Origin of the sequence: Paraburkholderia diazotrophica, from assembly GCF_038900755.1 — a bacterium.
Lineage (GTDB): Bacteria > Pseudomonadota > Gammaproteobacteria > Burkholderiales > Burkholderiaceae > Paraburkholderia > Paraburkholderia diazotrophica_A.
On record NZ_JBBPEN010000002.1, the window covers coordinates 53,577 to 80,486 of the forward strand.

The 26,910-nt window shown below is 56.9% G+C and carries 20 protein-coding genes, 1 tRNA gene and 1 pseudogene; 13 read left to right on the top strand and 9 right to left on the bottom strand.

Annotation, left to right across the window (positions count from 1 at the left end; genetic code table 11):
* Nucleotides 1–92: 92 nt before the first annotated feature.
* The 3 genes from AABE10_RS05545 to AABE10_RS05555 all read right to left on the bottom strand — a co-directional run bounded on the left by AABE10_RS05545 (nucleotide 93) and on the right by AABE10_RS05555 (nucleotide 5,623).
* Nucleotides 93–1,130 (bottom strand): hypothetical protein, encoded by a 1,038-nt coding sequence (locus AABE10_RS05545; RefSeq protein ID WP_342932314.1) that lies wholly within the window; start codon nucleotides 1,128–1,130, stop codon nucleotides 93–95.
* Nucleotides 1,130–3,778, bottom strand: a complete 2,649-nt coding sequence (locus tag AABE10_RS05550; RefSeq protein ID WP_342932315.1) for a DEAD/DEAH box helicase — start codon at nucleotides 3,776–3,778, stop codon at nucleotides 1,130–1,132. The genes AABE10_RS05545 and AABE10_RS05550 overlap by 1 nt, the downstream gene beginning before the upstream one ends.
* Before the next feature lie 600 nt (nucleotides 3,779–4,378).
* Entirely contained in the window at nucleotides 4,379–5,623 is a 1,245-nt protein-coding gene (locus AABE10_RS05555; protein ID WP_342932316.1) for a hypothetical protein, read from the bottom strand.
* A 159-nt stretch (nucleotides 5,624–5,782) separates the two neighbouring features.
* Here AABE10_RS05555 and AABE10_RS05560 point away from each other — a divergent pair, with 159 nt between their 5' ends.
* From AABE10_RS05560 to AABE10_RS05580, 5 genes are all read left to right on the top strand, one after another.
* A complete protein-coding gene (locus AABE10_RS05560) occupies nucleotides 5,783–6,043 on the top strand; it encodes a helix-turn-helix domain-containing protein (protein ID WP_342932317.1) in 261 nt (86 codons plus the stop codon).
* A gap of 68 nt (nucleotides 6,044–6,111) precedes the next feature.
* Nucleotides 6,112–7,248 carry a DNA phosphorothioation system sulfurtransferase DndC gene (gene dndC, locus AABE10_RS05565; protein WP_342932318.1) on the top strand — a complete coding sequence of 379 codons (1,137 nt, stop codon included), beginning with the start codon at nucleotides 6,112–6,114 and terminating at the stop codon, nucleotides 7,246–7,248.
* On the top strand, nucleotides 7,249–7,470 hold the full coding sequence (locus tag AABE10_RS05570) for a DNA modification system-associated small protein (protein WP_342932319.1): 222 nt from the start codon (nucleotides 7,249–7,251) through the stop codon (nucleotides 7,468–7,470).
* A gap of 3 nt (nucleotides 7,471–7,473) precedes the next feature.
* Nucleotides 7,474–9,549 (top strand): AAA family ATPase, encoded by a 2,076-nt coding sequence (locus AABE10_RS05575; protein ID WP_342932320.1) that lies wholly within the window; start codon nucleotides 7,474–7,476, stop codon nucleotides 9,547–9,549.
* Between the two features lie 14 nt (nucleotides 9,550–9,563).
* Entirely contained in the window at nucleotides 9,564–11,126 is a 1,563-nt protein-coding gene (locus AABE10_RS05580; RefSeq protein ID WP_342932321.1) for a DndE family protein, read from the top strand.
* Between the two features lie 68 nt (nucleotides 11,127–11,194).
* Here the strand turns inward: AABE10_RS05580 and AABE10_RS05585 are convergent, their stop codons facing one another.
* On the bottom strand, nucleotides 11,195–13,780 hold the full coding sequence (locus AABE10_RS05585; protein ID WP_342932322.1) for a DNA phosphorothioation-associated putative methyltransferase: 2,586 nt from the start codon (nucleotides 13,778–13,780) through the stop codon (nucleotides 11,195–11,197).
* Between the two features lie 1,002 nt (nucleotides 13,781–14,782).
* Between AABE10_RS05585 and AABE10_RS05590 the strand changes: the two genes are divergently transcribed.
* Complete coding sequence (locus AABE10_RS05590; protein ID WP_342932323.1) at nucleotides 14,783–15,283, top strand: hypothetical protein; 501 nt, start codon at nucleotides 14,783–14,785, stop codon at nucleotides 15,281–15,283.
* Nucleotides 15,283–16,494 carry a DNA sulfur modification protein DndB gene (locus tag AABE10_RS05595; protein ID WP_342932324.1) on the top strand — a complete coding sequence of 404 codons (1,212 nt, stop codon included), beginning with the start codon at nucleotides 15,283–15,285 and terminating at the stop codon, nucleotides 16,492–16,494. Before AABE10_RS05590 ends, AABE10_RS05595 begins: the two co-directional genes overlap by 1 nt.
* 148 nt (nucleotides 16,495–16,642) lie before the next feature.
* On the opposite strand, the gene AABE10_RS36370 is transcribed toward AABE10_RS05595, so the two are convergent.
* Entirely contained in the window at nucleotides 16,643–17,197 is a 555-nt protein-coding gene (locus AABE10_RS36370; protein ID WP_428983266.1) for an AlpA family phage regulatory protein, read from the bottom strand.
* Nucleotides 17,198–17,316: 119 nt separating this feature from the next.
* Between AABE10_RS36370 and AABE10_RS05610 the strand changes: the two genes are divergently transcribed.
* Nucleotides 17,317–18,438, top strand: coding sequence for a site-specific integrase (locus AABE10_RS05610; RefSeq protein WP_342932325.1), 1,122 nt, complete (start codon nucleotides 17,317–17,319; stop codon nucleotides 18,436–18,438).
* 143 nt (nucleotides 18,439–18,581) lie between these two features.
* Here the strand turns inward: AABE10_RS05610 and AABE10_RS05615 are convergent.
* The 4 genes and pseudogenes from AABE10_RS05615 to AABE10_RS05630 form a co-directional block, all read right to left on the bottom strand.
* Nucleotides 18,582–18,657 (bottom strand) — tRNA-Ala (locus tag AABE10_RS05615).
* 24 nt (nucleotides 18,658–18,681) lie between these two features.
* Complete coding sequence (locus tag AABE10_RS05620) at nucleotides 18,682–19,968, bottom strand: hypothetical protein (RefSeq protein WP_342932326.1); 1,287 nt, start codon at nucleotides 19,966–19,968, stop codon at nucleotides 18,682–18,684.
* Between the two features lie 428 nt (nucleotides 19,969–20,396).
* Nucleotides 20,397–20,633 (bottom strand): annotated as a pseudogene (locus tag AABE10_RS05625) (magnesium chelatase domain-containing protein); the annotation flags it as partial.
* 100 nt (nucleotides 20,634–20,733) lie between these two features.
* Nucleotides 20,734–20,988 (bottom strand): accessory factor UbiK family protein, encoded by a 255-nt coding sequence (locus tag AABE10_RS05630; RefSeq protein WP_087734194.1) that lies wholly within the window; start codon nucleotides 20,986–20,988, stop codon nucleotides 20,734–20,736.
* Nucleotides 20,989–21,401: 413 nt separating this feature from the next.
* Between AABE10_RS05630 and AABE10_RS05635 the strand changes: the two genes are divergently transcribed.
* The 5 genes from AABE10_RS05635 (at nucleotide 21,402) to AABE10_RS05655 (ending at nucleotide 26,826) form a co-directional block, all read left to right on the top strand.
* Nucleotides 21,402–21,740, top strand: a complete 339-nt coding sequence (locus tag AABE10_RS05635) for a P-II family nitrogen regulator (protein WP_020566534.1) — start codon at nucleotides 21,402–21,404, stop codon at nucleotides 21,738–21,740.
* Between the two features lie 26 nt (nucleotides 21,741–21,766).
* Nucleotides 21,767–23,269 (top strand): ammonium transporter, encoded by a 1,503-nt coding sequence (locus AABE10_RS05640; protein WP_342932327.1) that lies wholly within the window; start codon nucleotides 21,767–21,769, stop codon nucleotides 23,267–23,269.
* 284 nt (nucleotides 23,270–23,553) lie between these two features.
* Nucleotides 23,554–24,843 carry a glutamate--cysteine ligase gene (gshA, locus tag AABE10_RS05645; protein ID WP_342932328.1) on the top strand — a complete coding sequence of 430 codons (1,290 nt, stop codon included), beginning with the start codon at nucleotides 23,554–23,556 and terminating at the stop codon, nucleotides 24,841–24,843.
* A gap of 228 nt (nucleotides 24,844–25,071) precedes the next feature.
* On the top strand, nucleotides 25,072–26,028 hold the full coding sequence (gene gshB, locus AABE10_RS05650) for a glutathione synthase (protein ID WP_342932329.1): 957 nt from the start codon (nucleotides 25,072–25,074) through the stop codon (nucleotides 26,026–26,028).
* 285 nt (nucleotides 26,029–26,313) lie between these two features.
* A complete protein-coding gene (locus AABE10_RS05655) occupies nucleotides 26,314–26,826 on the top strand; it encodes a PTS sugar transporter subunit IIA (protein ID WP_342932330.1) in 513 nt (170 codons plus the stop codon).
* The last annotated feature ends 84 nt before the right edge of the window (nucleotides 26,827–26,910 follow it).

The following is a 26,910-nucleotide window of genomic DNA, read 5'->3' on the forward strand; positions in this document are numbered from 1 at the left end:
TGGTGACGAGTCGAATACGACCAGTCTACAAGACGCGCGGGTTGCGGTCCGATCGAGTCTTCGTGAAAGTCGATGCGGTACGAATCGTACGATCATTCTTTGCGTGCAAAATCCTTCGAAAGCATGCGCGATGACATCGAGGCCGTAAGATTCGCGTTATGCCTCAGTTCGCCTGCGATGGCCGCGCCGCGCTTGCGCAAATCTTCGAGTGCTTCATTGAGCGCACAAAGCTCGGGAACGTGAATCTGCAAGCGGAGCGCCGTCCCCGCGATATTGACCGCGAGGCTTTTCTCCACGCCATTTTCGAGCAGCATGCCGCTCGCGCCGCTGCAGATCACGAAGTTCCCACCGCGAGCGCATATCTGGCTCGTCATGAACAAACCGTAGCCCGAGTTGGCCCATTCATCGCGGCGTTGACGCGGCCCTCCACGAAACGCCGCGCCCGATACGCCCGGCAACAGCGCGTAGCGCAACGCGTCCTCATCGTTGCGGATGCTCAAATGAGGATTGCGCGACAGCGATTGCCTGATTCCGACGCCTTCATCCAGAATTGACAGCTCGACGAGTCCCTTGGTCGGCCAGTACTGTGCTGCGTACCAGATGGCGTCGGCCTGGCTGTGTTCGAGCACGTTACGGAAAATCTCGCGCAGCGAGTAGCCGAGTGTGTGCTGCAGAGCGCCGCCTTCGCTATGCGTGAGCACTGTTGCGAGCGATGCGCAGCGCGCTTCGATAGTGTCTCGAACGTCGACATAGTCGCTGGCCGCTTCACGTTCGAGGTCATCGATGCGCATGCTCGTGATAGGTATATAGCGCGTATTTCCAAGCGCCTCGCCGGGATCCTTGCCGAAGTCAAGACCGAACGACTGGAAGAAGCCCATATGAGCCGCATAAGCGTGCTCTTGAAAGTTGATGGCTCGGCACCGGCTCGGCTTTCGGCCGTCAGCAAACTTTCTGAGCTTGCGTGCGAAGAAGAGCAGCCCGAACGGCTCGGTCCATTCGAGTGACCCAAAGTCGATCACGTAGAGCGGTGCTTCCGGAAAGCCTTCCAGTTCACGTGCGGCTGCAATCGCGCCGTTCAGATCCAGCCGCTTTACATGCAAAATAGGTTCTTCCGACGATGCGACTGACATCAGAACTCTCCATGGAGCGGAATCTGCTCGAGCGTCTCGCCAGTTTCCATGCTGTAGTAACCGATCTTACTTTCGCCGTTGAGTGGACGGATGTGATCGACAGGAACCTGCATCGTCGTCGCTGAATGGCGCCGGTTCGCGGCTTCCATTCTCGCCCTTCCGCTCACGGGCCTTCCGCGATACGCTAGGCCCTGCATCTGCGGACTGAAGAACACACCGTCGATCTCGAATTCCTCGTTGTCGCGATGCACGTTGATGCCGACTGATCCCGGCAGCACAATTGCTACGAATTGGTCCATCCGATGCTCGGGAGTCGCGGCGCCGCCGAGTTCCAGCGGCTCCAGTTCGACGCATTCGGCGAGTTCCGTGATGGCATGGATAGTTTCGTCGTTGAGCTCGAAGTTCGTGTCGTGCATGGCGATATCACGCGCCCGCGCGAAGACATCACGCAGCACCTCTTTTTTCATGAGATGACTCGTGAGCCTCAGACTTCCATACGTCTGATCGTAGACGCAGACGAACTTGTCGCCCTCCGTCACCGGATCCCGCGTCGCACGATGCTTGTCCGCGCCCGCGCTGATATCCTGCCGCTCGAAGGGCAGCGACATCAGGAACGCTTCCTCGACGATCTCCGCGAGGACGCTTCGCCTCACGCCTTCCCTGTTCAGCACGGGGTGGGTAAAGATCACGCCAGACGTGAAGGAATAGTTCGGGAACGTCGCCGCGTCCTGGAACAGCCCGTGCATCGGATCGAGCGGGTACTTGAATTCAAGCTTGTTCGCACCTCTGTGCTCGGTGAACCCGCACACTGCTTCGCGAACCTGTAATGCACACTCGATGACGAGTAAGCTTCCATAGCGACGCCCTTGATGCACGCTGTCGCCGCTGAGATTCGGCAGGATCAGGGGCTGAAGCATGAGAGGCGCGGTGAAATAGCGCTTCTCCGGACGCGCCTCCACGATCCTTTGCTGCTTGCGGATGCGGACAATCCGGTACGGCCTCGTCTGGTAGTAGTAGACGGCTCCCGGATAGGCTTCCCGAAGCAGTTGCGACATTGACAAAGAACCCAAGTTAAACACATTTGGGCCTTGCTGGTGCTGCACCTTGAATTGAGCGTCGAGATTGCGAAGCGGGAAAATATGATGCGGGTCGTCTCCGGCCTGCGCCTTCATTGCCTGCAACTCGGTGGAGACTTCACCTACGCGTTCGGCTTCGCACAGCGCCGCGAAATCTTCGGGCAATGTTAGCGGCGACGTGAATTTTCCGTCGTTCTTGGTTTTGTTGGCAGAAGCCGCCTCATCCTCGCCGCCTTGTTGCGCCAGGCACATAGCGTGGATGTATTGGATTCGCTGGTTGTGAAGGTACAGCGCGCTGCGCAACAAGGGCAGGCTCTCTAGTCGCGCGGGATCGCGAAACACGCTCTCGGAAACGACCGACCCATTGTTGACGATGATGACAACGCCCGGCTGCTTGCGTCCTACGCGTCCGATGCGCTGAAACAGGCTCGTCGCCGATCGTGGAATGCCGAACAGAATGCCAAGCGTGAGATACGGCAAATCGATGCCCATCTCCAGCGCACTCGTGCTGACCACGCCCTTGAGCGAGCCCGATGCGAGCTTCATCTGGATCCGGTTCCGGTCTTCCTCCTCATAGCCCGAGCGATACGGATAGACCTGAAGCTCCGCCAATTTCCCGAAGTTGACCTCCTCACCCTCTGCCTCCTCGTTCACGCGGCGCTCGACGATGGACGCAAGGTATTCGGTCTGCTTTCGGCTGTCGACGAAGGTGATCGACTGATGCGACGTTTGCGTCGAGGCGAAGGTAATGAGATCGGACACGGACGATAGCAGATCCTTCGACTTGGGCGCATTTACCATCAAGAGCTTCAGCTCCGAGCGCACGGAGCTGTCCACGTCCGCGCCTATCACCTCGAACTGTTCGCCCGTCAGGCTGTTGAGATGCGCCTGCGGGTTCTCCATAGTGGCGGACGAGGCGATGAAATTGAAATCGCCCCCGAGCTTGCGCGTCGCATGGAGCAGCCGCCTGAACAGGAATGCCGAATTGCTGCCGAACACGCCCGAATAGGTATGCGCTTCGTCCGCAATGAGCAGTGTGAGATTCGCGAGGAAATCGCGAACCGCGGGCGTATCGATCGAAGAGAGCAGCCATGCGTGAATGATATCGGGCGTCATCACGACGATCCGGCTTTCTTTCAGGACGCGAAGTCGTTCATGAGACTGCACACCACCGTCGACCCGGCCCACCTTGACGTTCATGCCACTATCTTCGACGACTTTCTGCCAGCGCGCGGTCTGCTCAGCCGCGAGCGCCTTTAGCGGATACACGGCCGCGATGCGCGCCGTGGGATCGACGGCCAGTTCCTCTAGCGCGCATACGTTGAAGATCAGCGTCTTGCCCGAAGCTGTGGGCGTGGTCACGGCCAAGTTGTGCCCTTGGAGGTAGCGCTCGATTGCCTCTCGCTGATGACGGTAGATACCGTCGTATCCGCGTAAGGCGGCAAGCGACGGCGCCTCGAGTCCTAGGTCGTCAAACCGATAGAACACCCCGTCCCTCGCTTCCCGATGATCCCGATGCGCAACTGTCCAGCCTGCGTCACAGAGATATTGTTCGAGCTTTTCACTTTCCATCAGCTGCCCCCGCACCTTACGCTTTTGTGTGTCCGGTCTCCTGGTGGTATTGCGCTCAGGAACACGAGTCGGCGCATCCCACATATCCAGAAGATAACGGCCTGCCGGGCGCCAACTTGAGAGTTGCAATCAGTGCAAGAGCTGGCCCTGCAAGACGCTTGCATCGAGCGCTATGCGCGTCTCGGGCTGTCAATCGAGACCAATCCCAGTTCAAACATTTATATCTGTCAGTTGCAAACCACAGTGATCACCCGATCTCATGAAGCGCAGGTCATTTGCATCGCTCAGTACCTTGGGGGCTTCCGTCACTGATTACATAGCCGACTAGTCAATCCGAAGCGTCATGTACGGAGGGTGGGCCGAGGGGCTGCCCTATCCTAATAAGCGCACGCTTCCCCTCTATCGCTGGAACCCCCAACGGCGCGGATCTTGATTGCGGCGGCGGGTTCAATCCCTTCAGCCTTCGCAAGCGTTTTAGCCAAGAGACCTCTTCTACTAACTGATTGGCCGGTGCGGTCGACTGAGACTTGGTACCGTCGTACGAAGGAGTAGGCTGGTTCATCGCGCGAAACCAACCGTGGGATCCGGACATGACACAGTTCATTCGGTTTCGAGGGTTGTCTCGATTTCTATTCCAAACTGTGAGCGCAATTTGCTACGCCCGTTTTCATCCCGGGACAGCCACGGCGTCGGTGGCCTGTCTTCGCCGTCTTGTACTGGTGTAGATCTCGGTTCGACACTAGGAAGGGCATTTAGCAGCGACCCGAGAACGCGATCCAATTCTTGGCGGTTGACGATCCCGTTGTCTTGCACGGTTTCAGACAGCGATTCAACAAGCGATGCTGGTGCAGAAAAGGATGACTTGACCTTTCGGATCCGTGCCCTTATGTTAGGTCGCTCTGGATCAAATACTTGAGAATCACGATCGACCACCAATATGTCGGCGTGCCTCTGGAAGCCCAACCTCCGAGCTTCCTCGCTCAATCCGGCATCCGTGCGGACAAGTTCGACCTCACCTTGCTGTGCTTTTCCCGAAAAGAGTATCGAGGCGAGTCGTCGAAGGCCGACTGCGGCTAGCTGCTGGCATAAAGCCGTGAAAACTATTGATTTGCTCACGGCGCGTACACCGCCCGCTCTATCTATTAGGTCTGTTAGAGACGAGAAATCCGGATCCGCAATCTGGAGAAGAGGTCGTGATTTCTTGTTGGCCGTTGGGACGTAGAGACCGGCGACGAGCCAACTATCAAAGCAGGCGTGGAGCGCCGGAGGTAGTGCTCCGTGAGCGCGCATGTTTTCTACTTGCGGGATTCCACGCCGGATGGCAGAGGACAATGCCGTGCGGGACTTCTGAGTCCCTTTGCACTCGATAGCGTGATAGCGTCCAGCCGTATCCAACCCAACGAAGTCAGGGAGCTTTGGCGGCCCTTGCTTTTCCTTCTTAAAAGCAAGCTTGATTCCGGTCGCAAGCTCTATGGATTTAATCCAATATTCAGTCGGTGCAAAATGGACAATTTCGAGTGCTTCCATCAGATAAAGCAAGGGAAACCCCATTCCCCAGTCGTCGGCGAGAATGGTTTTCTGATGCGGATCCAAATCAATCCATTCATGCCGGAGTGACAGATGACTAGCGAGCGGATCCACTGCTGCAAAGTATCTTTGATGAGCCCACGTATCGGCTAGCGAGAAGCCGACATACATCGGCGGTGACGTGACCATTGCCACAAGGCTAAATGCATTGTTCTCGTTCGCATTCCACGTTAATTTTTTGCCTGCCAGCGCTAGCAGTTGCGGCGGTAATCCCATTGTTCCGCATTCCGTGCTGACAAGAACTTCAATTGTTTTCATAGATTTTCTTCTTTTATTTACTTCAGATCTTGTTGCGTACTTGGCCGAGGGTGGCGCCTACCGTCCAACGCCCATGCCCCCCGGTTACAACCCCAAAATCGGTAAAACTTACTCCATCTCGAACTCTTCGGACGAATGATAGGTTCCCACCTTGGCATCATGAAAATTTTGCACTATGCTGCACCAATTTACCAGAACATGGCGCGATTGATGGTGACCAAGGCTGAACTGAGTGAAATTATGACTCTTCCACAAGTCGCGCTTTTTCTAAAAGTGACGGAACGGACGATCTATCGTTTGGCGGCGGCCAAGGAAATTCCTGCTTTCAAGGTAGGTGGGAGTTGGCGTTTCTCTTTGTCTGACATTGAAGTATGGATCAAAGAGCAATCGCAATTATCTTTTGAGCGTTCGGATAAATGATCCCGACTTTTATCAGCGATAACCCACATTTTCCGTAAGTAACTCTGAAGTAATAGCTGGATATCGTAATGACAATACCGGAAACGTTCGATACGAACGCAGAGCAGGACCTTGAATCTCGTGTTGCAGAGATTAAACGCGAAATTAAGGCGGAGTACCGCCAATCTCATTCAAAACCCTGGATTATCGGATTCTCGGGAGGGAAGGATTCCACGTTGGTTCTCCATTTGGTGATCGAGTCGCTGCTCGAGATCCCATGGTCGGAACGCAAGAGAGCAGTGTATATCGTTGCAAACGATACTCTCGTAGAGTCTCCGATTGTTCAAGGTTTTGTCGATGAGACGCTCGAAAAGTTGACAACTGCGCTGGCGGACCTACAACTTCCTTGTGCGGTAAAAAAGACTGTTCCGCGGGTTTCGCATACCTATTGGGTAAACGTGATTGGGCGGGGTTATCCAAGCCCGACGCGGATGTTCAGATGGTGCACCGATCGGCTGAAGATTCGTCCTACAACCGACTTCATTCGCCAAAAAGTTAGTGAATCAGGCGAGGTAATCCTTCTGCTTGGGGTACGTCGAAGCGAGTCAGCCGCACGGGCCGCCACGGCCAAACGGTACGATAACGGGGAGCGCCTTAATTCACACAATGACATACCGGGCTGCCTTGTGTTTCGACCGATCCTCGAGCTCGCTACTGAAGATGTTTGGGAGTATCTGATGACGCGGCAACCGCCGTGGGCTGGGACTCACAACGCACTTGTAAAATTGTACCGAGATGCAATGGGGGGAGAGTGCCCGATTGTTATTGATCCGGATGCGCAGCCCTCGTGCGGAAGCTCTTCAATTCGGTTTGGCTGCTGGACGTGTACGGTGGTTGACAAAGATAAATCCTTTAGAAACCAGGTCGACAAAGGATTCGAGCATCTCATCCCGATGGCGGAATTTCGGGATTGGATGAAGTCATTCTGCTACATCCCGGAAAACAGAATGCAAGAACGTCGTAATGGGCAACAAGGAATCGGACCACTCACGTTTGAGTCACGAAAGATCGTGCTCGATAGATTGCTTGAGTTGCAAGAAGCGGTGGGCCTGCCGCTAATTAGCGATGAAGAAGTGCGAGAAATCCATAAGATTTGGGAAGATGATAAATCGACCGGCGTGATGCGCAGAGCTGACCGCCTTATAACAATGCTTGAGGAGCGCTAGATGGCGAAGAGATCGCTGCCGATTCTATCGGACGGGGCAGCTAGAAAAATTCTGAGAGACCTCTGTAAGCAACATAACGTATCACTTGATCTCGTTACGCAAATGATTGAAATTCAACGGGATAACCTCGGTCGGGGGAAGCAAATTGGCATTAGCCAAGATTTCAGTGCCGCGATTGCTGAGTTTCTTGAAAGCCACGTCGTTGCCGCTCGGGGAGAATGATCGATGCACCTTACTCAAATTCAGCTGCGCAATTGGCGCAGCTATCGCAATGCGACTTTTACACTTCCTGTTCCGGACAAGAACGGGAAGCGCAACGTCATTTTGATTGGTGCACAGAATGGTGTAGGTAAGACGTCGTTCCTGATGGCATTGTATCTAGGGTTGTTTGGCCGTGAGGCGATGCATCTCATCGAAGGATTTCGGAGCCGAACGGGCGCTGACGAGCGGTTTCCGAGCTACCAACGGCTTATCGAAAGCATCCTCCACAGACCTTCTCGTGAAATTGACGAACCGCATTGCTCTGTTACGCTGACGTTCGAGATCGACGACGCGCCTGTTGTTATCAATAGGCGATGGCTGTTTAAGAGAGGTGGTAAGGTCCGCGACCTCGATTCAGCTGATGGCGAAGAAGTACTGATCGAAGCAAACGGACGTAAAAGGTTGTATCCCGATTGGAAAGATGCGAACAGACGTGTCGAAGAGCTGCTGTTTCCGTCAAATGTGATGCCTTGCCTGTTCTTTGATGGCGAGCAAGCGCAGGCACGAGTTGAGGCAGCAGGTGGACGCGCTCTATTTGATGCTGTCAAGGCGCTGTATGGGACCGGGTTGCTGGATCAACTGGGCGACAGCTTGCGAAGTTTCATCGGCAACGAGAAAAATAAACTAACAAAGGATGTTGGATCCGTTCGTGCGCATGAGCTGGACGAGAAGCGCCAAGAACTTGATCGTCACAAAGATCAACTGAAAGAAATTCAAGAGAAGCTAGTCGAGAAACGACGCGAACGTAACAGCTCGGAGCAATCTCGGGAGCAACTCGAGAACGACTTGTACTCAATGGTCGGAGATAAGGCGACAGATATTGAGGAATATTCCGCGAGCATGTCGGCTCTCGGGCAAGAGGAAAATAAGCTCAATCAGGAACTGGTCAATGGTGTGGTGAGCCTTGCAATGCCCTTGGCGCTGAGTCGCAATGCGCGTGGCATTGTCTCCGATCTCGAAGCGGAGATTGTGAGAAATCGTTGGCTGCTATTGAAGGACGAGGCAGCAGATAAAGCCAGCAAGATCGTTGAGAGCGTACTTCCATCGTCGGGCAGTGCTGGAGTAACTCCGCCGCTTTCAGCGTCGCAGTCGAACCAGCTTCGTGGAGCATTGGAAACGGCGCTAGAGAGCCTTTGGAGCCCCCCGCCCGAGGGATGCGCGCCCGACTTCCGCTATGGTTTCTTGACAGATGCCGACCGCTCATCGGTGATCTCCTCGATTCAGAAGGGCGGCTACGGTGCTGCCGCTAATCTCGGAGAAATCGCGGTTGATCTGCACAGGGTTACGACCAAGCTTGAGGATACTCGGCAGCGATTCGAGCGTACTCGCGACATTCAACCGCAGCTTCAGAAATTGAAGGCCGATTTGCAGTTCGCGTTAGATCAGTCCCGTGAGCTTACGAGTGTCGTAAGCGGATTGGAGCATCAGGAGCGCGGATTGCAAAGCAGCATCAACGATCTGAAAGGAGCGATTGGGCAAATGGAGGCTAGGCGCGAGGCAGGGTCGCCTATCGAGGAGAAGCTCGATGTTGCTCAGCGTGTCAGGGCGTTAGTTGATGATGCAAAGGAATGCTTGATACCGCTTTGCAAGGATGCCCTCGAGCAACAGTGTACAGCGCATTTTGCCTCGATGATCTCGGGTGAATATACGAAGTTCAAGACGAAATTTGAACCGGATAATGAACCTTGGCTTGAAGGGCCCAGGGGGCAACAAGTGCTTCTGAGTAGCCTGTCGGGTGCGCAAAAGCGAGCATTCGGATTGGCGTTTACCTTGGCGGTCGCAGGCGTGGCGCAAACGAACGCACCGATCGTGATCGATACGCCGGTAGGTAACATGGATTCTCAATATAGATCAAGGGTTCTTCAGTACGTGTCGGAGGCCGCGCCAGGTCAGGTCATATTCCTGTCTCATGACGAGGAAATCGACGAGCGCTATGCAAGCACCATCAGGGGGCGAATTAGGAAGGAATTCCTTGTGACGTTTGAGCCAATCGAAGATGGTTCAGGCGTCTCGACCGTAAACGAAGATTCCTATTTTTGACCTGAGAAAGTCTCATGACCCAATTCAATATTAAAGATGTGGACCGCATGCGGTACCGCCCCACGAAGGTCGCGGAAGAGTTTCTCGGTGATCTACGTTCTATCTTAGGTTTGAGCGACAAGGCGAGTGCTGCAAGGCTCGCAATTGCTCGAAGTGTTTGTGAGCCGATTCGCAATTTTGATGAAGCGGTATCGAAAGTCAGTGGCGCCGACAAGGGAATGCCTATCGAGGGGGTGCATCTTCTCGGTGACCATTCTGATGTGTGGGCGACGATCATCGCAAGTACCGTTGAAAAACGACTGGACGACGCTACCAACTTCAGAACCCTTGTAGAGTTTCACTGGCAACGAGGGGCGACTCTGTTACAGGATGACTATAACGAGGCCAACAAGAGTACCGTTGATTTCATCGTGTTGCTTGCAAGCAGGCTTCCAAAATTGGATGGCGGTATGGTCGTTGGGCAGAAGACGCGCTCAGTCGGAAGAGCGGTCTCTGATCTTGTGCCAATTCAGTTGCTAACGGATCAAAACCCTTGGGCACTTAATGCTGCCGGCGGGAATGGTCTCATGGTTATTTCTGGTAGACCAGGGACCGGGAAAAGTCAGTTAGGGCTTGACTTGCTTGCGCAGGCTGCAGCGTCAGGGGCTCGGTTTTTGTTTTTTGACTTGAAAGGAGAGCTCCAAGATTCCCCCGACGATCCCCAGCAGCGTGAAAACCGCGACCGCTTTCTCAAACAAACCGGCGCGCGTTACTTCCGACTGATCGATTCTCAGCTTCCCATAAATCCTTTGGTAGCAGGTGGGACGGGAGCGGAGCGCGCGCAAATAGCCTCCGAGATGGCGCACCTCGTCAGGTGCTTCGCGTCTCAATTAGGTGCAAATCAAGAGCGCGTGATCCGGGAAGCTTACGAGGATTCGACTGCCCCGGATATCTCTTCTATCGTGCAAGGGCTTAAAGATAGGGGAGAGGAAGGTGTCGCTCTTTCGGTTTTCGATAAAATTGAGTCGTTCAATATTTTCGCCGGAGCGAAATTTGCGGTACCGATTGAAGACTGGCTGTCGACCTCCACAGTGATTGATTTCAAGGGACTCGGCAACGATAACGAAACGAAGTCTTTGGTCGTTGCACTCATCTTGAACACGATAATGCGCCAACTGAACCGTCAGCTGCAGGTGGTTGATGGAGTTCAGCCGCTGCAGATGATCTTGTTCGTTGACGAAGCCCACCTTCTTTTGCCAAAGGAGGGTAAGGCAGGGTTGCTTGGCTCATTGGCCCGGCAAGGCCGATCGTGGGGTTTCCCGGTATGGCTTGCTTCGCAGGATGCGGATGCATTTATTACGAGAGGACAAAATACTACCGATTTCGCCCAATTGGCTGATTGCGGGATCCACCTTTCGCCTCAGACTCTCACAGAGTCTCAGCAGCGAGTCATCCTAGGGCAAACTATTCACAAGAAATTGGGTCCCGGCGAGGGGGTATTGCGACTTCGCGGCGCAACAACGACGGGGCCGATTCGCCAGTATTGGCGCGATGCTGGACAAAAGGTTTCCGCAGAAACCGTAAAGGATGGTGTCTGAGAGCCGGACTGTGCCTTAGAGGTATTTTGAGCTAAATGAGGCCGATTGATTCCTCAACCGACGGAAGCTCACTGCTCGTAGCGACGAGGAATCAATCGACCGCTAGCGGACAAGGTCATAGAGTAGACCTCTCCTGCGCAGGATGGACCCCAGCTTATGTGAATGGGCTGATCTTTGCCGTAATAGTAGACCCGATCAAAGCTGACGTTTTTAATGATCCAATGAACGACTTCATCCATGTTCTCGTCATCTATGATGAAGTCGCAGGCCGCACCACGTCTCGCGCAAATTGGAGCGCCCCGTGTGTTAACTTCACAGGCGGCGTGTTGGTCAAGCTTGGGGGCTACTCGTCGCGTAATATGTCTGCTGAGTTCAGCTGAGCAAAAGCCATATGTTAATCGTATTGCACCGAAGTACTCGATAATCGGGTCCAAAACGAGCGACGCCAAGTCGAACAATGCGTTATATGTTTCGGCGCTCTGCGGTAAGTTAGGGACTCCAGTTCTTTTTTGAGTTTCGCCGCATTCGATGAAATCGCGAAAGATAAAATTAGCCCCGCAAGGTTGATCCAAATCGGGTAGAGCAGTGCTTCTAACCAACTGCATCCCTTTGATCTCAAGCCGTCGTTGTTCTAGAGTGGCAGCAATCTCCTGCGCTGAGGGTGGTCGAGCCCCTTCGTGTAGCAGTCCTGCTGCCTCGAATGCTTCGTCAAATGCCAGTTGTTCCGCATATCCTGGGTAGTCTTCGTTTAAAAAGCGGCTCTTACCGTACAAATGAGGCTTAGGATATTCTCGACTGCCATATTCATATTCCTCACATGTCTGCGTGCGGATATTGATCTTTAGTCGCCGCCGCAATGTTGGGAGTGGGGACGTATCAAAGTCATCAAACTCGAGTAGCGTCAGCTTTCCTGATGTTATGTGTATCTTGACTAGTTGGACATCGCTAGTGGAATTCCAAATCACCATCGCACATGCGACATAAGCCCGCAAGACAACGGGAAGTCGCTCAACCATCGAAAGGTGGAGCTGTAGGGAGTGTTCACCGTCCAACCATCCGATTCCGTTTGCCTGTGCTTCTTGGCAGGCGGCGGAGATCAGCATTGGGTTGGCTGCTTCATGCAGCAAGTGAACGCCGGCACTCTGGGCGCTAGCATAGTCGCCAAAAAAAGCCTTCACGTCACGCTGGAGCCGGGGTTCGAGACTCCGATATGACTGCCGTTTCTCAAAATGTGCCACTGCGAAAAAGAGACGCAGGTCATCGGTTCGGGCGCGCGCAGCACTTTGCAGTAAGGCTTGATCAAAGGTCTCACGCACGAGCCTTGAGGCGCGTGAATAGCGCCCAACAATCTCGAGCAACGTCTCTAAATATGGCACCTCATTCGGGTCTGGCTCGCGACCGAGATCAAGGGTTAAAGACCAGAGCTGCTCAAGTTGTGGCTGCATCGCAGCGCGCTCCTGCTCGGCTTTCGTTGTTTTCTTGTGCAATACCGGCTGGGAAGGGGTGTCATTCTGTCTGCGTTTGATCTCGCGTCTTTGAAAGCGAGCCTTCGCGGCTTCGGTCGAAAGTAGTCGCTCGGCGACATTGCGCCTTCGATAGCGTCCAGCTACGAAGCCCTGTTCTGCATCGCTATCCGCAAAGACAAAAGCAATTCCCGGGGCAACCATAAATGCTTCACGATGTAGAACCGATTCGATGTAATCCTTTAGCTCGGCCTGCGTGAAATACTTTTGGAATGTGTTCCGCGATGTTAAGAATCCGTCGCGATAGGGGCGCCCCCCGACATCGCTGCCATAAAGCATGACACCAATCGAAAGGACACGGTTTGCGAGATGGAATGCACCTTGTAAAGCTTCAATCCTTTCGGCCGCATCTTCTATCACGTTAATGACGAAGCCGAGGTTGACCACAGTGGCCTGACGTAGGTTAGCTTGAGGTGCATAGTGAGGGTCCCAACCGTTTGCTTCGAATCCGAGTGTGCGAAGCCCGTCGACATCGCCGCCTCGGCCGCACCCGTAGTCGAAGAAATCGGTGCCAGTGGGTAGCAGTCCGTGACGTATCAATAATTGCACTGGAGCCGAGAGTGTACTTCGGTTCAGTGCTGTCAAATGTCGATGGATAGTGTGAATATCGATCGGTAGCTGTGAGGATTCCGTCGAGATGTCATTCCCGAGTGGATGAAACGCTCCGTCTATTAGCTTATAGCCTTTGGCCGCTACCAAGCGTTCCCAATTCAACTTGAAGCCGATTGTTACCGTATCGTCGAACAACCCAAGTTGTTCGGCGGCGGCGGTGATTTCCATCCACTTGTCTCGCCGCGGATAGGACTCTGCTACCAGTCTTTCCTTGCGGTGCAAGATGGGTGGATTGAGTGAGTCTAAATAGGACCGAAATACCGGGTTTGCTGGAAGTTCACTAGGAAAGCGCCAACTCGCCAAGAGGGTAGGGAATGGCTCTTCATCAAAATCGGGGTACGCTAGAAGTGAAAAACTGCCTGTCCGTAAGTTGATCTTGGCGACGTTCGGTACTGGACCATCTGTTTGGTCTATAGTGTCGACCGCTTGCTTAATAGCTGTTTGATGCACAACTTCCTGTAGCTCATCGACAGCAGAAAGATGAATATAGAGCGAGTCATGTACACGTTTTCCGATCATGGTCGATAAGCGAACGGGTTAGCAGGAGGCACACCACGCTGATAGCGGTTATCTATTAATTAAAGTTTTCGATCGCGGCGAATGGTCCGGCATATGTGAGCAGCGGACATGCACATCGGACGCGCAATCCTACGGCTTCACGAGAGTGTGGTCGACCTTTCGGACCACGGCGGGAGACCATGACAGCAACCACGTAGGACGGGCGCGTCGCTAAATCAAAGGTTGCGTACTCATCATCTGTTCGACCAATGAATCATGTCAAGTCGATCGCCTGACGAGTGCCGTTGCGTGGGCTAATTATGGGGGCAACTGCAAGAAGTGGGAAAGCGTGATGCCCGTGGATTGGGGGCTATCAGTTAGTTTTGTAAGAGCTAATTTAGTGGCGTTTTGGATGCCGATAGCCGCGCGGCGCACCTTCGCGAGCCCGCGGAAACGCCTTGTGATTTTGCTAACGAAATCGGGCTGGCACAAGACTCATATAGCTGTTGCCGTGCGTACACGCGGCGACGGCAGCGCTGTCACGGACGCGCGGCGGCCATCGAGGGCATTTTTCGGCCGTCAAGCACCCTCAGGCAGCGGTGTACGAGCGATAGTTGGCAAGATCGATTCCCTCTTTTCCTGCCAGCCCTGCGTCGCGGCAAATCGCGCTTCATGTTGAGCGCTGCAGGGTCCCTTGGATTTGATTAAGGACCGACGCTATCGCGGACACCCTGACATCTAGGTTACGGACGAGGACGGCCGGCGCTGGTTACGCGAACGCAAATTCGTGTGATATGCGTAAATCAAGCATACCGTTTTCGACTGGCGTCAATTTAATGCGCTTGGCATTCGCCGAATCTTTGGCGCGATTCGACTTGAAAAGGTATTATGCGACGCGCTCGCTCTACGCCGAGGGCGCGAGGCGCGTGTTGGTATAAGTGGGCGATGAGCCACAGTGCGCGTCGGAATGGTCACCGCTTTTCCCGCGAAAACAATATCAACGGGCAACTGATAAGGAGATGTTTGAAGATGGCGACAGCCGCGCAAACTCAACAAGCCATCAATGATCTCGCATTCGTGCATAGCCACGTTGTTCCCATGACGTTTTATCCAGCCGCATGGGGCGCCGCGGCGAACTCTTCTCACGTCTGGGCCACCGAGCGTTTCCCTCCCACCCGACGTGGCGACATTCCCAAGGAACCGGGTGTTTATGCTTTTGTTGTGAAGTCAGAGTTATTTGACTTTCCTCTTGCAAGCGGCCTTTTCTATGTTGGGAAGGCGACATGTTTATATGACCGCATAGCCGCTTACATCGGAGAACAAGACAAAGATTTTATGGACTCAAAGCGCCCTCACGTCTGGAGAATGGTGAACCAGTGGAAGGGCCATTTATTATATCTTTACACCAAGACTGCTGATGTGGCAGCTGCGGAAGCACTTGAGGACAAAATGCTCAGCGCATTCCTCCCACATTTCAATCGACAATTCGAAGCGTCTGTAAGCCAGACGATGAGGGCATTTTAATGGCACTTAATCCAACGCTGCTACCCGCCCTCAGATCGCGTGTGGGGGACTGGGTTTTTTATGTGACAACGCTGAGTTTTGGTGATGTCGCCAAGCTGATTAAAGCGCCTGATGAAGTGCACGAGCGTAAAGCGTTGGCCGACTGGATTCAAAGAGAGGCTATTGAATCGCACGCGGAAGGAATCGCAAAATACATAGTCAACACTCCGCAACGATTTCTCGGCTCACTTATCGTTGGTGTTTACGATGGAGCGCCTGATTGGAGACCGCTTGATATAAAAATTCGCGATGACGAGATTACGGCTGATCAACAGCAGAATGTCGAGGGGCGATTGGGGTTTCTTCATCTGAATGGCGAAGAGAAACTTTTTGCGATCGACGGACAGCATCGTGTCGCTGGAATAAAGTTGGCGCTGAAAGCTAACTACGGGAAAGTGGATTTCGCGTCTGATTATGTTAGTGCAATATTTGTAGCGCACAATGCTTCGACTACAGAAGGCAAAGAGCGTACGAGGCGTCTTTTTACCACGGTCAATAAGCGCGCAAAAGTTATTGCAAAGGCAGCTAACATTGCGCTCGATGAAGACAACGGTTTTGCGATCGTCACGCGACGATTGATTGATTCTCATTGGTTATTTGAGGATCAACGGAAGCATATTTTGTATCAAAGCAGCGGGGCCATTCCCGCAGGTGACGAGACGTCCATGACGAGTGTTGTGGGCTTATTCGAGATTGTCAAGGATCTGTACTTCGGGAAGAAGAGTCTAGATCAGGAGCGCCCTGAGGAATCGTTACTCGACCAGCATCTGACGCTTTGCGTAGAGTTCTTTGACAGCATCATTACGCTAGTACCGGAACTGCAGCAGGTGCTCGTTCAAAAACAGGGAAAACCGGGAGACTTTCGAACCCCAGAGCGAAATCACCTCCTTTTCAGACCGGCGGGGCAACGGGTATTCGCGCGCGCGGCACAATTGCTGGTGTCACGGGGGAAGTCAATGCATGAAGCTGTGACAACCTTGTCGACAGCGAATATGTGGCTGCAGGACTCGCACTGGCACTACATCCTATGGGAGCCGGTAACGCAAACGATGATCACCGGTAAGACCGTGATTGCGGAGGCGCAGTTGCTGGCGTTGGCTGGACAAGATCCTCGAAACAAATCTTCTGCGGCAAGGCTGGCATCATTACTTGCATCGAAAACGGCCATTTGACTAGTCGAAGCTAGACCAATGGCAAAGCGTGGCGGGGGCATTGAGTGCCCCCGCAGGAGTGAAAACACCATCGGCGCAATCGGTTCACGATTGCGCCGAACGTTCGACATCGTCACATTAACGCCAACCTGTCTCGGCACGCCGACAGTTAAACTGCTGCTTTATAGCCGGCTGGCGACGAAAGAAATGCTTCAATATCGGCGATTCGCCAACCCACGGAACGTGCTCCAAGCTGCACGGGCATCGGAAAAGTTCCAGCCTTGATGCGCTGATAAATGGTTGACCGGGACAAGCCCGTCTCATTTTCAACCTCTGGGCGACGCATGATTGCGTTAGGCGGTCGTCGAGCAGGTTCCGGCTTTGTATTTGCCGTCACATCGGGTGTTGGCGGCTTGTGCGACGGCTCGGCTGAGGAATACGCCCGGCGTCCGGCCATCAGGCCGAGATCGATCAGCAAAGTGGCAAGCCGGTCACTGGCTGCGCGCCATTGCGCGAACGCTTCGCAGTAGTGGGCTAACGATTCCCCATCGATAAATTCGAGTACCCCTGCGTCAGACAACTGTTTGGCCACTGTGGGCCAATGCGCCAGTGCTGAGGGCGAGAGCTGTGCGAGCCATTTCGCACCACCGGCATGGAAATCAGTGGTCCCTCCTTGCGTTCCGTAAAATCGGGCAGACGCTTGCCCAAGCCTTCGTTCAATCATACCCGGCTCCTTGCGTTCGACCTGCAAAGATACAGTCTAGGTGCGCAGTTGGAGCTACGATCGAACAAGTCCAGAGCTTCGCCCCAAATAAAGTTCATCCCATACACAGCAGATTCACGATGGCGACTATCACCGAACGAGGACCTGATCAGTGGCGTGCCCAGGTGCGGCGACGCGGCCACCCGGCGCAAAGCAAGACTTTTGATACGAAGGCGGAAGCAGAAGCCTGGGCCAGGATGATCGAGTCAGAGTTGGCTTGGGGCGGATGGGTCAACCCCGGCAAGGCGAGGGCCGTGACACTCCATGAGGCTCTGCGGCGCTATGAGATGGAAATCTCGCAAGGAAAAAGCGGTTCGGTCCAGGAGGCGTCCGTCCTCAAGGTATGGACGGGTATCCCCTTGTCCAAGCGATCCGTTGCTTCAATCCGAAGCGTGGACGTTGCCAAGCTCAGAGATGAATGGCTGAAAGATTACAAGCCCGCCACTGTGCTGCGGCGACTGGCCGTGCTGTCACACGTGTTCAGCGTGGCTCGTAAGAAGTGGGGAATGGACAGCCTATCGAACCCCGTGGAACTGTTGCGTAAGCCGCATCCGGATAACGCCCGTGCCCGACGACTGGTTGCGGGCACAGCTCACGACACGACTGAGGAGGAACATAACGCCGATAGAGGTGCATACGATCTTGAACTCGACCGGGTCGTAGCCGCCAGCGAATCCGCACTTCTGCCGTCCATTGTCTGGCTGGCGGTCGAAACCGCGATGCGTCGCGGCGAAATCGTGTCGTTACGATGGGAGCATGTGGACCTGCAACACAGGGTGGTGCATTTACCAGCGACAAAAAACGGCACAGCCCGTGATGTGCCTCTTTCTTCGCGTGCAGTTGCTGTCCTCCAATGCCTGAAAGACAGCGGCAGCGCCAGGAAGTCTGTCAAGGGCTCGGGAGTGGAACGAAACGGCCCCGTGTTTGACATTCGAAGCGATGCTGTAACCCGTGCGTTCGAACGGGCGGTGGCAAGGGCGCGGAAGCTCTACGAAGATGAATGCCGGAAGGCGCAAGGGACGCCAGACACGCGGTTTCTCGTCGATCTTCGATTTCAGGACCTGCGCCACGAGGCGGTTTCACGGCTGGCGTCGATATTTACTCTGCAGGAGTTGATAAGAATCACGGGTCACAAGGACCCGCGCATGTTGATGCGCTACTATAGTGCAAGGGCAGAGGACCTTGCGAAGAGACTTTTATAACGCGGCAAGCAATAAGCCTCGATTAGTCTTCACACTTCCCAAGTTACCGCGCCGAACTCGACAATCCGAGACACGCACAAATCTTCGCAATAAACGAATCCAAAGAAAAAGGGCCTAACCAATGGCTAAGCCCTTGAATCTGTTGGTGGAGAGGAGGAGGATCGAACTCCCGACCTTCGCATTGCGAACGCGACGCTCTCCCAGCTGAGCTACCCCCCCAACAGTGAACAGTTTATCACAGCATTATTCCTGCGTTGACGAAGATCGGTTACGCGCCTCATTGGACAGCGCCTGTTCTGATGGGCCGTCGGGCATATCATCCGTCGGCGTTGCATCCGCCTGCAAGGCTGCCTCGCGGTCCGCGTCCGATGGATCAAGCGATGCAAGCGGATCGAGCCGGTTGGCAACCGTGCGTGCCCAGTGCGCCCATGTGTCGCGCTCGCCGTCAAAGGCACGTCCCGCCACTGCATCCGGTGAAGACAGGACGGCCTCGACATACGCACGGATCTGTTGCGCCTGCTGCCATGCGCTGACCTGACCGAGCAGTCGCGTGACGCGATCACGCTCGGCATGCAGCCGCGCTTCGTGCTCACGCTGCTCGGCTTCTTCCCGGGCCTTGCGCGCCTTCTCAATCTTCTGTTCGAAGCTGTGCCTGGCCCACTCATAGGAGAACTGTCGCGATTTCCGGTACTGCCGCTCGGCGGTCAGCACCAGCGCGACCGCGATTTCGCGCAGTTGGTCTTCCAGACTGTCCGCGTCACTGTCGCTCCAGAACAGCCACTCTTCGCGTTCACCGTGCTCCCAGCGTGCGACCCGAACCTCCACCGCCATCGGCTCACTGCGTTTTCTCTTCGGCAGCGCTTGACGCGGACGCAACGTTGTCAGCATGTCGATCTTGAGATCGACATGCTGACCACCGATATGCAGGCCGAGCTCACGTGCGTCCCGTCCCCGGACCGACGCGCGCACATCGAGTGTCGCGAGCAGCGTAAACAGATTGCTCAGGAACGCGAGCCGGCGCTGCTCGAACGGGCTTTCGAAACGTGGCTTGTCCCATGCGTAACGGTTCTTTGCCATCGTTTCGCGACGCTCGTCGTCTTCTCGCAGCAGCCGCGCAATCTGCGGATGCGCGTTGTCGAGCGAGCGTACAAACCGGAATTTTGGGGGCAGCGCCTGTTGGATCCTCGCTTCGACCGCATCCAGCGTTTCGTCGTAGACCGGGCGTTCGGGCGGCCTGTCTTCCTCCATCACTCGTCCATCATCACCATCCGGCCGGAATATGTGCGCTCTTCCGGATCCCACATCGATGCGATCCGAGGCACCGGGCGCGCGTAACGGTAGCGGCGTGCGGGTGACGTGACGGCCCGCGTTCAGCCTGGCCCAGTAGCCGCGCGGCGGCAACGGTATGTCGCCGCGCCGGCACGCCTTCGCGAGTCCGACATCGGAAATGGCCAGTGATTTCGCCAGCGTGCTGATCGGGGCGGCCCAGACCAGCTCGTACAGCTGCTGCCGCGTGAACATATAACCCATGACCGGCTCCCCTGATGAGCGGTGGTGAGAGCAACTATTTCCTTCTCATCAATCCGGGCGATGTTCGCCCACCATTCGCCCACCCGTCCTCAGACCACCATCTGCACATATGGAGACCCACAGTTGCTAGTAGGGCGCACCCATGGCCGTGTCATGCAGTCGTGCTGGATCGCAGACGTTAAGAAAAAAGAACGGCCTGCCGCTCCACTCGGACGCAGTGGGCCGCGAGTGAAGCCATGCCCGGACAAATGGTGGCTGGTTATCGAGGACGCCATGCGCACGTGAGGATCGATGTAGGCGGTTGCCCGAGACCGCCCAAAAAGGAGGGTGCCGAATAAATTAAGTAAACGCACAATATTTGTAACTGCGCGAGCCGTCGTTGCACATTATGAAATAATGTGCAAAGGCAACGTCAAAACCCGTCCGTCTCTACCTAGTTCACTTCGTCGAAAGGCCGGTTGGCGACATAAGATGCGTCGGACGGGAAAATCCAGCCCGCAATTGAGCAGCGCCGCCCGTACGCGCTCGCGGCTTTCGCGCACTTCGAGATCGGGCAAGCCGACAATGGAAAAAGAAGGAAGCCCGTTGGCGAGATGAACCTCGACGGTAACTTCAGGCGCACGGCCAGCGGCCGGCGCGCGACTGCGCACCACGGCAAGCGACATGTTTTCTCCCGTCCAGACGCGCCCCGCGGGCGCATTCACCTTAAAGCGCTGACGACGTCACGGGCCGCTTGCCTGTGATGTGCAGATCAGGTGGGCGTACTCAGGAAGATTGCGTCACGGGCAGCTTCTGCTCGAGTTCGGCGACGCGCCGCTCGAGTTCTTCGAGACGCGCACGGGTGCGCACGAGCACCTGCGTCTGCGTATCGAATTCCTCGCGGGTGACGAGGTCGAGCTTCGAGAAGCCCTGCGACAGCATCGCGCGCACATTGCGTTCGACATCTTTCGCCGGCGAGTTCTTGAACAGCTCGCTCACGCGCGCCTGAAAGTCGTTGAAGACGTCGTTTGGTTGTTTCATTTCATTCCCCTTGTTGCACAAAAAATGTGCATGTGTCGTTACGTGCGTGCCTCGTAACACTGAATGATCGTTTCTGGTGCAAGCGCCAAGCCACCACGTTTCGGCGTGGACGGCTTTGGTGCGCACGCCCGTGCCCCAAGCCTGCAAACACTCTAGCAACGATCCCGAGGGCGCGCTACCGCTCGCGAACGGAACTGGCCATCCGGACAAGTAAACGCGCAAACCCTTGTGCCATAAGGCCCGGCGGGAGTGTGCCACAAACATGGCATGGACGTTGCTGTTACTGCCGCGCGCACCGGCGGGACGCCGTCTGGAGATGCGTCGCTGCTGCGGTTCCGGGGGCCGAGACCGAAAGCACGGCGCAAGGCAAATGCAAGTCACGCAACGGGTTGAGTCACTACAGCGAGGATTTCATGAAACTCATTACCGCAATCATCAAGCCGTTCAAGCTCGATGAGGCGCGCGAAGCCCTGTCGGCCATCGGCGTCTCGGGCATCACGGTGACGGAAGTGAAAGGGTTCGGACGTCAGAAGGGCCACACGGAGTTGTATCGGGGAGCGGAATACGTCGTCGACTTTCTGCCGAAGGTGAAGATCGAAGCGGCCGTGTCGGACGACATCGTCGACCAGGCGATCGAAGCCATCGAGCGGGCGGCGCGGACGGGCAAGATCGGTGACGGAAAGATCTTCGTCACGCCGATCGAACAGGTAATTCGTATTCGTACCGGCGAGACCGGCGCGGACGCACTGTAAAAAACAGCGACAAGAGGAAACTGAAGATGCGTAAATTATTGATGTCCCTGCTGATGGCCGGCTCGCTGCTGTCGGCCGGCATCGGCGCTGCCCTCGCGGACGACGCGTCGGCGCCTGCCGCGGCTTCCGTCCCGGACACGACGGCGAGCGCGCCGGCTTCGTCGGATGCTGCCGCGCCCGCTGCGAGCGCGCCTGCCGCGGATGCCTCGGCGGCGCCTGCCGCCAGTGCGCCCGCTGACGCATCGGCAGCGGCGGCGGCTTCGGAAGCGGCGCCCGCCGCGCCGACGGCACCGTTCTCGATCGATTCGTCGAAGCTCAATTCCGGCGACACCGCCTGGATGTTGACCTCGACGGCACTCGTGCTGTTCATGACGATCCCCGGTCTCGCGCTCTTCTATGCCGGCATGGTCCGCAAGAAGAACGTGCTCGCGACCGTCATGCAAAGCTTCGCGATCACCTGTCTCGTGACGGTGATCTGGACGGTGATCGGCTACAGCCTCGCGTTCACGCCGGGCGGGTCGTTCCTCGGCGGCTTCTCGCGCGTGATGCTGCACGGCATGGCGTTCATCAAGGGCGACAAGGCAACTACGCTCACCGTCAGTCACCTCGCGCCGACCATCCCGGAATCCGTCTATTTCGTCTACCAGATGACGTTCGCAATCATCACGCCGGCGCTGATCACGGGCGCATTCGCGGACCGCATGAAGTTCTCCGCGATGCTGATCTTCATGACGCTGTGGTCGATCATCGTCTACTCGCCGATCGCGCACATGGTCTGGGAACCGACGGGCTGGCTGGCTAGCGCGGGCATCCTCGACTTCGCGGGCGGCACGGTGGTGCACATCAACGCCGGTGTCGCGGGCCTGATCTGCTGTCTCGTGCTCGGCAAGCGCACGGGCTACGGCAAGGATTCGATGGCGCCGCACAACCTCGTGCTGACGATGATCGGCGGCTCGATGCTGTGGGTGGGCTGGTTCGGCTTCAACGCGGGTTCGGCGGTGGCCGCGGACGGCCGTGCCGGCTTCGCGATGCTGACGACGCAGGTTGCAACGGCGATGGCGGCGCTCGGCTGGATGTTCGCCGAGTGGATCGCGAAGGGTAAGCCGTCGGTGCTCGGCATCGTGTCGGGCGCGGTGGCGGGTCTGGTGGCGATCACGCCGGCGTCGGGGTTCGTCGGCGTAGGCGGCGCGCTCGCCATCGGCCTGATCGCGGGCGTGGTCTGCTTCTGGTCGGCCACATGGCTCAAGCACAAGATGGGTTACGACGATTCTCTCGACGCGTTCGGCGTGCACTGCATCGGCGGTATCGTCGGCGCGATCCTGACGGGCGTGTTCGCCGTCAAGGATATCGGCGGCGCGGACGGCAGCGTCATTCTTCAGTTGAAGGGTGTCCTGACGACGCTCATCTACAGCGGCGTGATCAGCTTCATTCTGCTGAAGATCATCGACGTGACGATCGGCCTGCGGGTGACGGAAGAAGAAGAGCGCGAAGGTCTGGACGTGATCCTGCACGGCGAGCACGTCGAGTAAGGCAGGCGTCTTCCGAGAGGTTCAGGCAGAGCGACTTTGGCCCGCCTTCACGGCGGGCTTTTTTCATGCTGCGGCAGTTCGTCCCAGTCGCACGGCGATTGCCTCGGCGAGTCCCGACATGCCCCGCACACCGCGCCGCAATCTTGTCTCACAAACAGCAGAATTTCCGGCTATCGTTGATATAGGGAGAATGCATCCACCCATAACTTGCGAATGGAGAAAGCGTCCCCAAATGGGCAGGGCAATTGCTCTACAATCTTTTTTCTCCAGTCTGCGAGTGATCAATGGTTCCGCATTTAGTTACGGCGTTAAACGGTCCGCTGCTCGATCTCGAGCGGAAGATCCTCGACGCGACGCCCGCCATCGAACGCTGGTTCCGCCTCGAATGGCAGGAGCACACGCCGCCGTTCTATTGCTCGGTCGATCTGCGTAACGCCGGCTTCAAGCTCGCGCCCGTCGACACGAACCTCTTTCCCGGCGCGTTCAACAACCTGCCGCAGGAGACGCTGCCGCTCGCCGTGCAGGCGGCGATGGCGTCGATCGAAAAGATCTGCCCGGATGCGAAAAATCTGCTCGTCATCCCCGAGCGTCACACGCGCAATGCGTTTTACCTGGAAAACGTCGCGCGGCTCGCGACGATCATGCGTCAGGCGGGGTTGAACGTCCGCTTCGGCACGCTGGACGAGAACATCGTCGGGCCCGTCACCATTTCGCTGTCGGACGGCCAGAAGATCGTGCTGGAGCCGCTGGAGCGCTCGGCGCGCCGGATCGGGCTGAAGAATTTCGATCCGTGCTCGATCCTGCTGAACAATGACCTGTCGGGCGGCATTCCGCCGGTTCTCGAAAACCTGCACGAGCAATATGTGCTGCCGCCGCTGCACGCCGGCTGGGCCGTGCGCCGCAAGTCGACGCACTTTTCGTGCTACGACGACATCGCGAAGAAGTTCGCGAAGATGGTCGAGATCGATCCGTGGATGATCAATCCGTACTTCGCGCATGTCGAAGGCGTCGATTTCGAGGCCCGCACGGGCGAGGAAGCGCTTACCGACGCGATCGACGGCGTGCTCAAGAAGATCGCGAAGAAGTACCGCGAGTACGGTATTTCGGAAAAGCCGTATGTCGTCATCAAGTCGGATGCGGGCACCTACGGCATGGGCGTGATGACCGTGCATGACGCGTCGGAAGTGGCCGCGCTCACGAAACGCGAGCGCACCAAGATGGCGACCACGAAGGAAGGGCTCGAAGTGCATGACATGATCGTGCAGGAAGGCGTCTATACATTCGAGCGCATCGGCGAGGAAGTGGCCGAGCCCGTCGTATATATGATCGACCGGTATGTGGTGGGCGGTTTCTATCGCGTGCACGGCAGCCGCGACCGCGACCAGAACCTGAACGCACCGGGCATGCACTTCGTGCCGCTCGGCTTCGAGCACACGGCGCTCCCCGATGCGCATGCGAAGCCCGGCGCCGCGCCGCCGAACCGTTTCTACATGTATGGCGTGGTGGGGCGGCTAGGGCTGCTGGCCGCGTCGGTGGAACTGGAAAAAACCGATCCCGAGGCGATCCAGGTCTGACATCGGGCGCGCCCGTTGCTTCCGGCAAGCCGCGCGAGTCAGTCGCAAGCCCGTCGCGAGAACCTGACGCGAGCGGACGCGCGGCAAGCGGGTCGGGCGCACTCACGGTAGGCTGTTGCCCCGGCGGAATCGAATGCCGCCGGACGGGCACGCAGCGCACGGCATCGGCGCGTTTGCCGTACGCTATAACGAACAACGCGCGGCCCGCGAGGGCGCATCAGGAACTCCATGGATATTCTCTTCATCGCCGACCCGCTTTCCCGCTTCAAGATCTACAAGGACTCGACCTACGCGATGATGGCCGAGGCCGCGAAGCGCGGCCACACGCTCTATGCGTGCGAGCCGCAGCATCTGGCGTGGACGGGCTCCGGCGTCGAGGCGAACGTGTACCGCTTTGAGATCGTCGGCGATCAATCGGACGGCCATCGCGACGTGTGGTACGAGGCGCAGCCCGTCGAGGCGCGCGCGCTGACGCGCTTCGGCGCGGTGCTGATGCGCAAGGACCCGCCGTTCGACATGGAATACGTGACGTCGACGTGGCTGCTCGAACTCGCGGAACGCGCGGGCGCGCGCATCTTCAACAAGCCGCAGGCGATTCGCGACCATTCGGAAAAGATGGCGATCGGCGAGTTTCCGCAGTTCGTCGCGCCGACGCTCGTCACGCGCGATCCGGCCCGTCTGCGCGCGTTCCATGCGGAGCACGGCGACGTGATCCTGAAGCCGCTCGACGGAATGGGCGGCATGGGCGTGTTCCGCGTGAAGGCGGACGGGATGAACCTCGGCTCGATCGTCGAGATGCTGAGCCACGACGGCGCGCGTTCGGTGATGGCGCAGAAGTTCATCCCCGAGATCAAGACGGGCGACAAGCGCATTCTGCTGATCGGCGGCGAGCCGGTGCCTTATTCGCTTGCGCGCATTCCGCAGGGCAGCGAGGTGCGCGGTAATCTCGCGGCTGGCGGTCTGGGCGTCGCGCAGCCGCTGACGGCGCGCGACCGGGAGATCGCCGAAGCGCTCGGGCCGGTGCTGAACTCGCGCGGATTGTTGCTCGTCGGGCTGGACGCGATCGGCGACTGGCTGACGGAAGTGAATGTCACCAGTCCGACGTGCTTCCGCGAGATCATGGATCAGACGGGGTTCGACGTCGCGGCAATGTTCATCGATGCGCTAGAGAAAGCCGTCGGTTGAAGCGGCGCGCGTGCGCCGCCATGTTTTGCAATGAAGGCAATGAAGGTTCGCGCTGTCGGCCAGCCAGGCGTGAAAAGGGCGAAAGCGCGAAAATGAGGCTGTTACAATGCCCGCTCGCCTGATAGCGGCCCGTGAATGGCAGCGTGATCCGGCCCCTTGGCGGCCGATCTCAGGCGAGTTCGATGGGCCTCGTTTCCCGCTCGCCGCGTCCGGCTTTCCATCTGACGCGCAGTGCGCGGGAAGCAGGGCAGCGATTTCCGGGCGGTTTTCTGCAGCAAGGCTGACATGGCAGGCATTCTGATCATTGCGCACGCTCCCTTCGCCACGGCGCTACGCGAGTGTGTCGCGCACATTTACGGCGGCTTGCCCGCCCGCATTGGCGTCATCGACGTGTCGCCGGATTGCGATCCCGTACAGGTCGTTTCATCCGCGTATGCGGAGATCGACAGGCTCAAGGAAGAAAACGGCACGCTTGTGTTGACCGACATGTTCGGCGCGACGCCTGCGAACATTGCAGGCCGGCTCGCCTCCCTTCCAGATGTGCGCGTGCTGGCGGGCGTGAATCTGCCGATGCTGGTGCGCGCCGTCTGCTACCGCGCGACGCCGCTCGACGTGCTCGTCGACAAGGCACTGGCGGGCGCGACCAAAGGCATTCAAGCCGTCGGACCAGCGACGCCGCCGCCTGCCGTTCCCGTCGCGAGCACCGCCGATTGCATTCCCGCGCTGCCGCCCGACAAGGCGCTTGCCGAAACCTGCAAGGCCGGCAGCGGGTCCGGCTGCAATTCAAACGACGCGTGAGCGCCGCATCATCTGCGACACGGCAAGCGCGCCGCGTGCGGCGTGTTTCCACGCTTACGTCGATAACTTCAACACAGCGCATCG

What these genes read in the sequence shown, in the direction of transcription:
- AABE10_RS05545 (WP_342932314.1), bottom strand. Translation starts at nt 1,130, where the DNA reads ATGTCAGTCGCATCGTCGGAAGAACCTATTTTGCATGTAAAGCGGCTG.
- AABE10_RS05550 (WP_342932315.1), bottom strand. Translation starts at nt 3,778, where the DNA reads ATGGAAAGTGAAAAGCTCGAACAATATCTCTGTGACGCAGGCTGGACA.
- AABE10_RS05555 (WP_342932316.1), bottom strand. Translation starts at nt 5,623, where the DNA reads ATGAAAACAATTGAAGTTCTTGTCAGCACGGAATGCGGAACAATGGGA.
- AABE10_RS05560 (WP_342932317.1), top strand. Translation starts at nt 5,783, where the DNA reads ATGAAAATTTTGCACTATGCTGCACCAATTTACCAGAACATGGCGCGA.
- dndC (WP_342932318.1), top strand. Translation starts at nt 6,112, where the DNA reads ATGACAATACCGGAAACGTTCGATACGAACGCAGAGCAGGACCTTGAA.
- AABE10_RS05570 (WP_342932319.1), top strand. Translation starts at nt 7,249, where the DNA reads ATGGCGAAGAGATCGCTGCCGATTCTATCGGACGGGGCAGCTAGAAAA.
- AABE10_RS05575 (WP_342932320.1), top strand. Translation starts at nt 7,474, where the DNA reads ATGCACCTTACTCAAATTCAGCTGCGCAATTGGCGCAGCTATCGCAAT.
- AABE10_RS05580 (WP_342932321.1), top strand. Translation starts at nt 9,564, where the DNA reads ATGACCCAATTCAATATTAAAGATGTGGACCGCATGCGGTACCGCCCC.
- AABE10_RS05585 (WP_342932322.1), bottom strand. Translation starts at nt 13,780, where the DNA reads ATGATCGGAAAACGTGTACATGACTCGCTCTATATTCATCTTTCTGCT.
- AABE10_RS05595 (WP_342932324.1), top strand. Translation starts at nt 15,283, where the DNA reads ATGGCACTTAATCCAACGCTGCTACCCGCCCTCAGATCGCGTGTGGGG.
- AABE10_RS36370 (WP_428983266.1), bottom strand. Translation starts at nt 17,197, where the DNA reads ATGATTGAACGAAGGCTTGGGCAAGCGTCTGCCCGATTTTACGGAACG.
- AABE10_RS05610 (WP_342932325.1), top strand. Translation starts at nt 17,317, where the DNA reads ATGGCGACTATCACCGAACGAGGACCTGATCAGTGGCGTGCCCAGGTG.
- AABE10_RS05620 (WP_342932326.1), bottom strand. Translation starts at nt 19,968, where the DNA reads ATGGGTTATATGTTCACGCGGCAGCAGCTGTACGAGCTGGTCTGGGCC.
- AABE10_RS05630 (WP_087734194.1), bottom strand. Translation starts at nt 20,988, where the DNA reads ATGAAACAACCAAACGACGTCTTCAACGACTTTCAGGCGCGCGTGAGC.
- AABE10_RS05635 (WP_020566534.1), top strand. Translation starts at nt 21,402, where the DNA reads ATGAAACTCATTACCGCAATCATCAAGCCGTTCAAGCTCGATGAGGCG.
- AABE10_RS05640 (WP_342932327.1), top strand. Translation starts at nt 21,767, where the DNA reads ATGCGTAAATTATTGATGTCCCTGCTGATGGCCGGCTCGCTGCTGTCG.
- gshA (WP_342932328.1), top strand. Translation starts at nt 23,554, where the DNA reads ATGGTTCCGCATTTAGTTACGGCGTTAAACGGTCCGCTGCTCGATCTC.
- gshB (WP_342932329.1), top strand. Translation starts at nt 25,072, where the DNA reads ATGGATATTCTCTTCATCGCCGACCCGCTTTCCCGCTTCAAGATCTAC.
- AABE10_RS05655 (WP_342932330.1), top strand. Translation starts at nt 26,314, where the DNA reads ATGGCAGGCATTCTGATCATTGCGCACGCTCCCTTCGCCACGGCGCTA.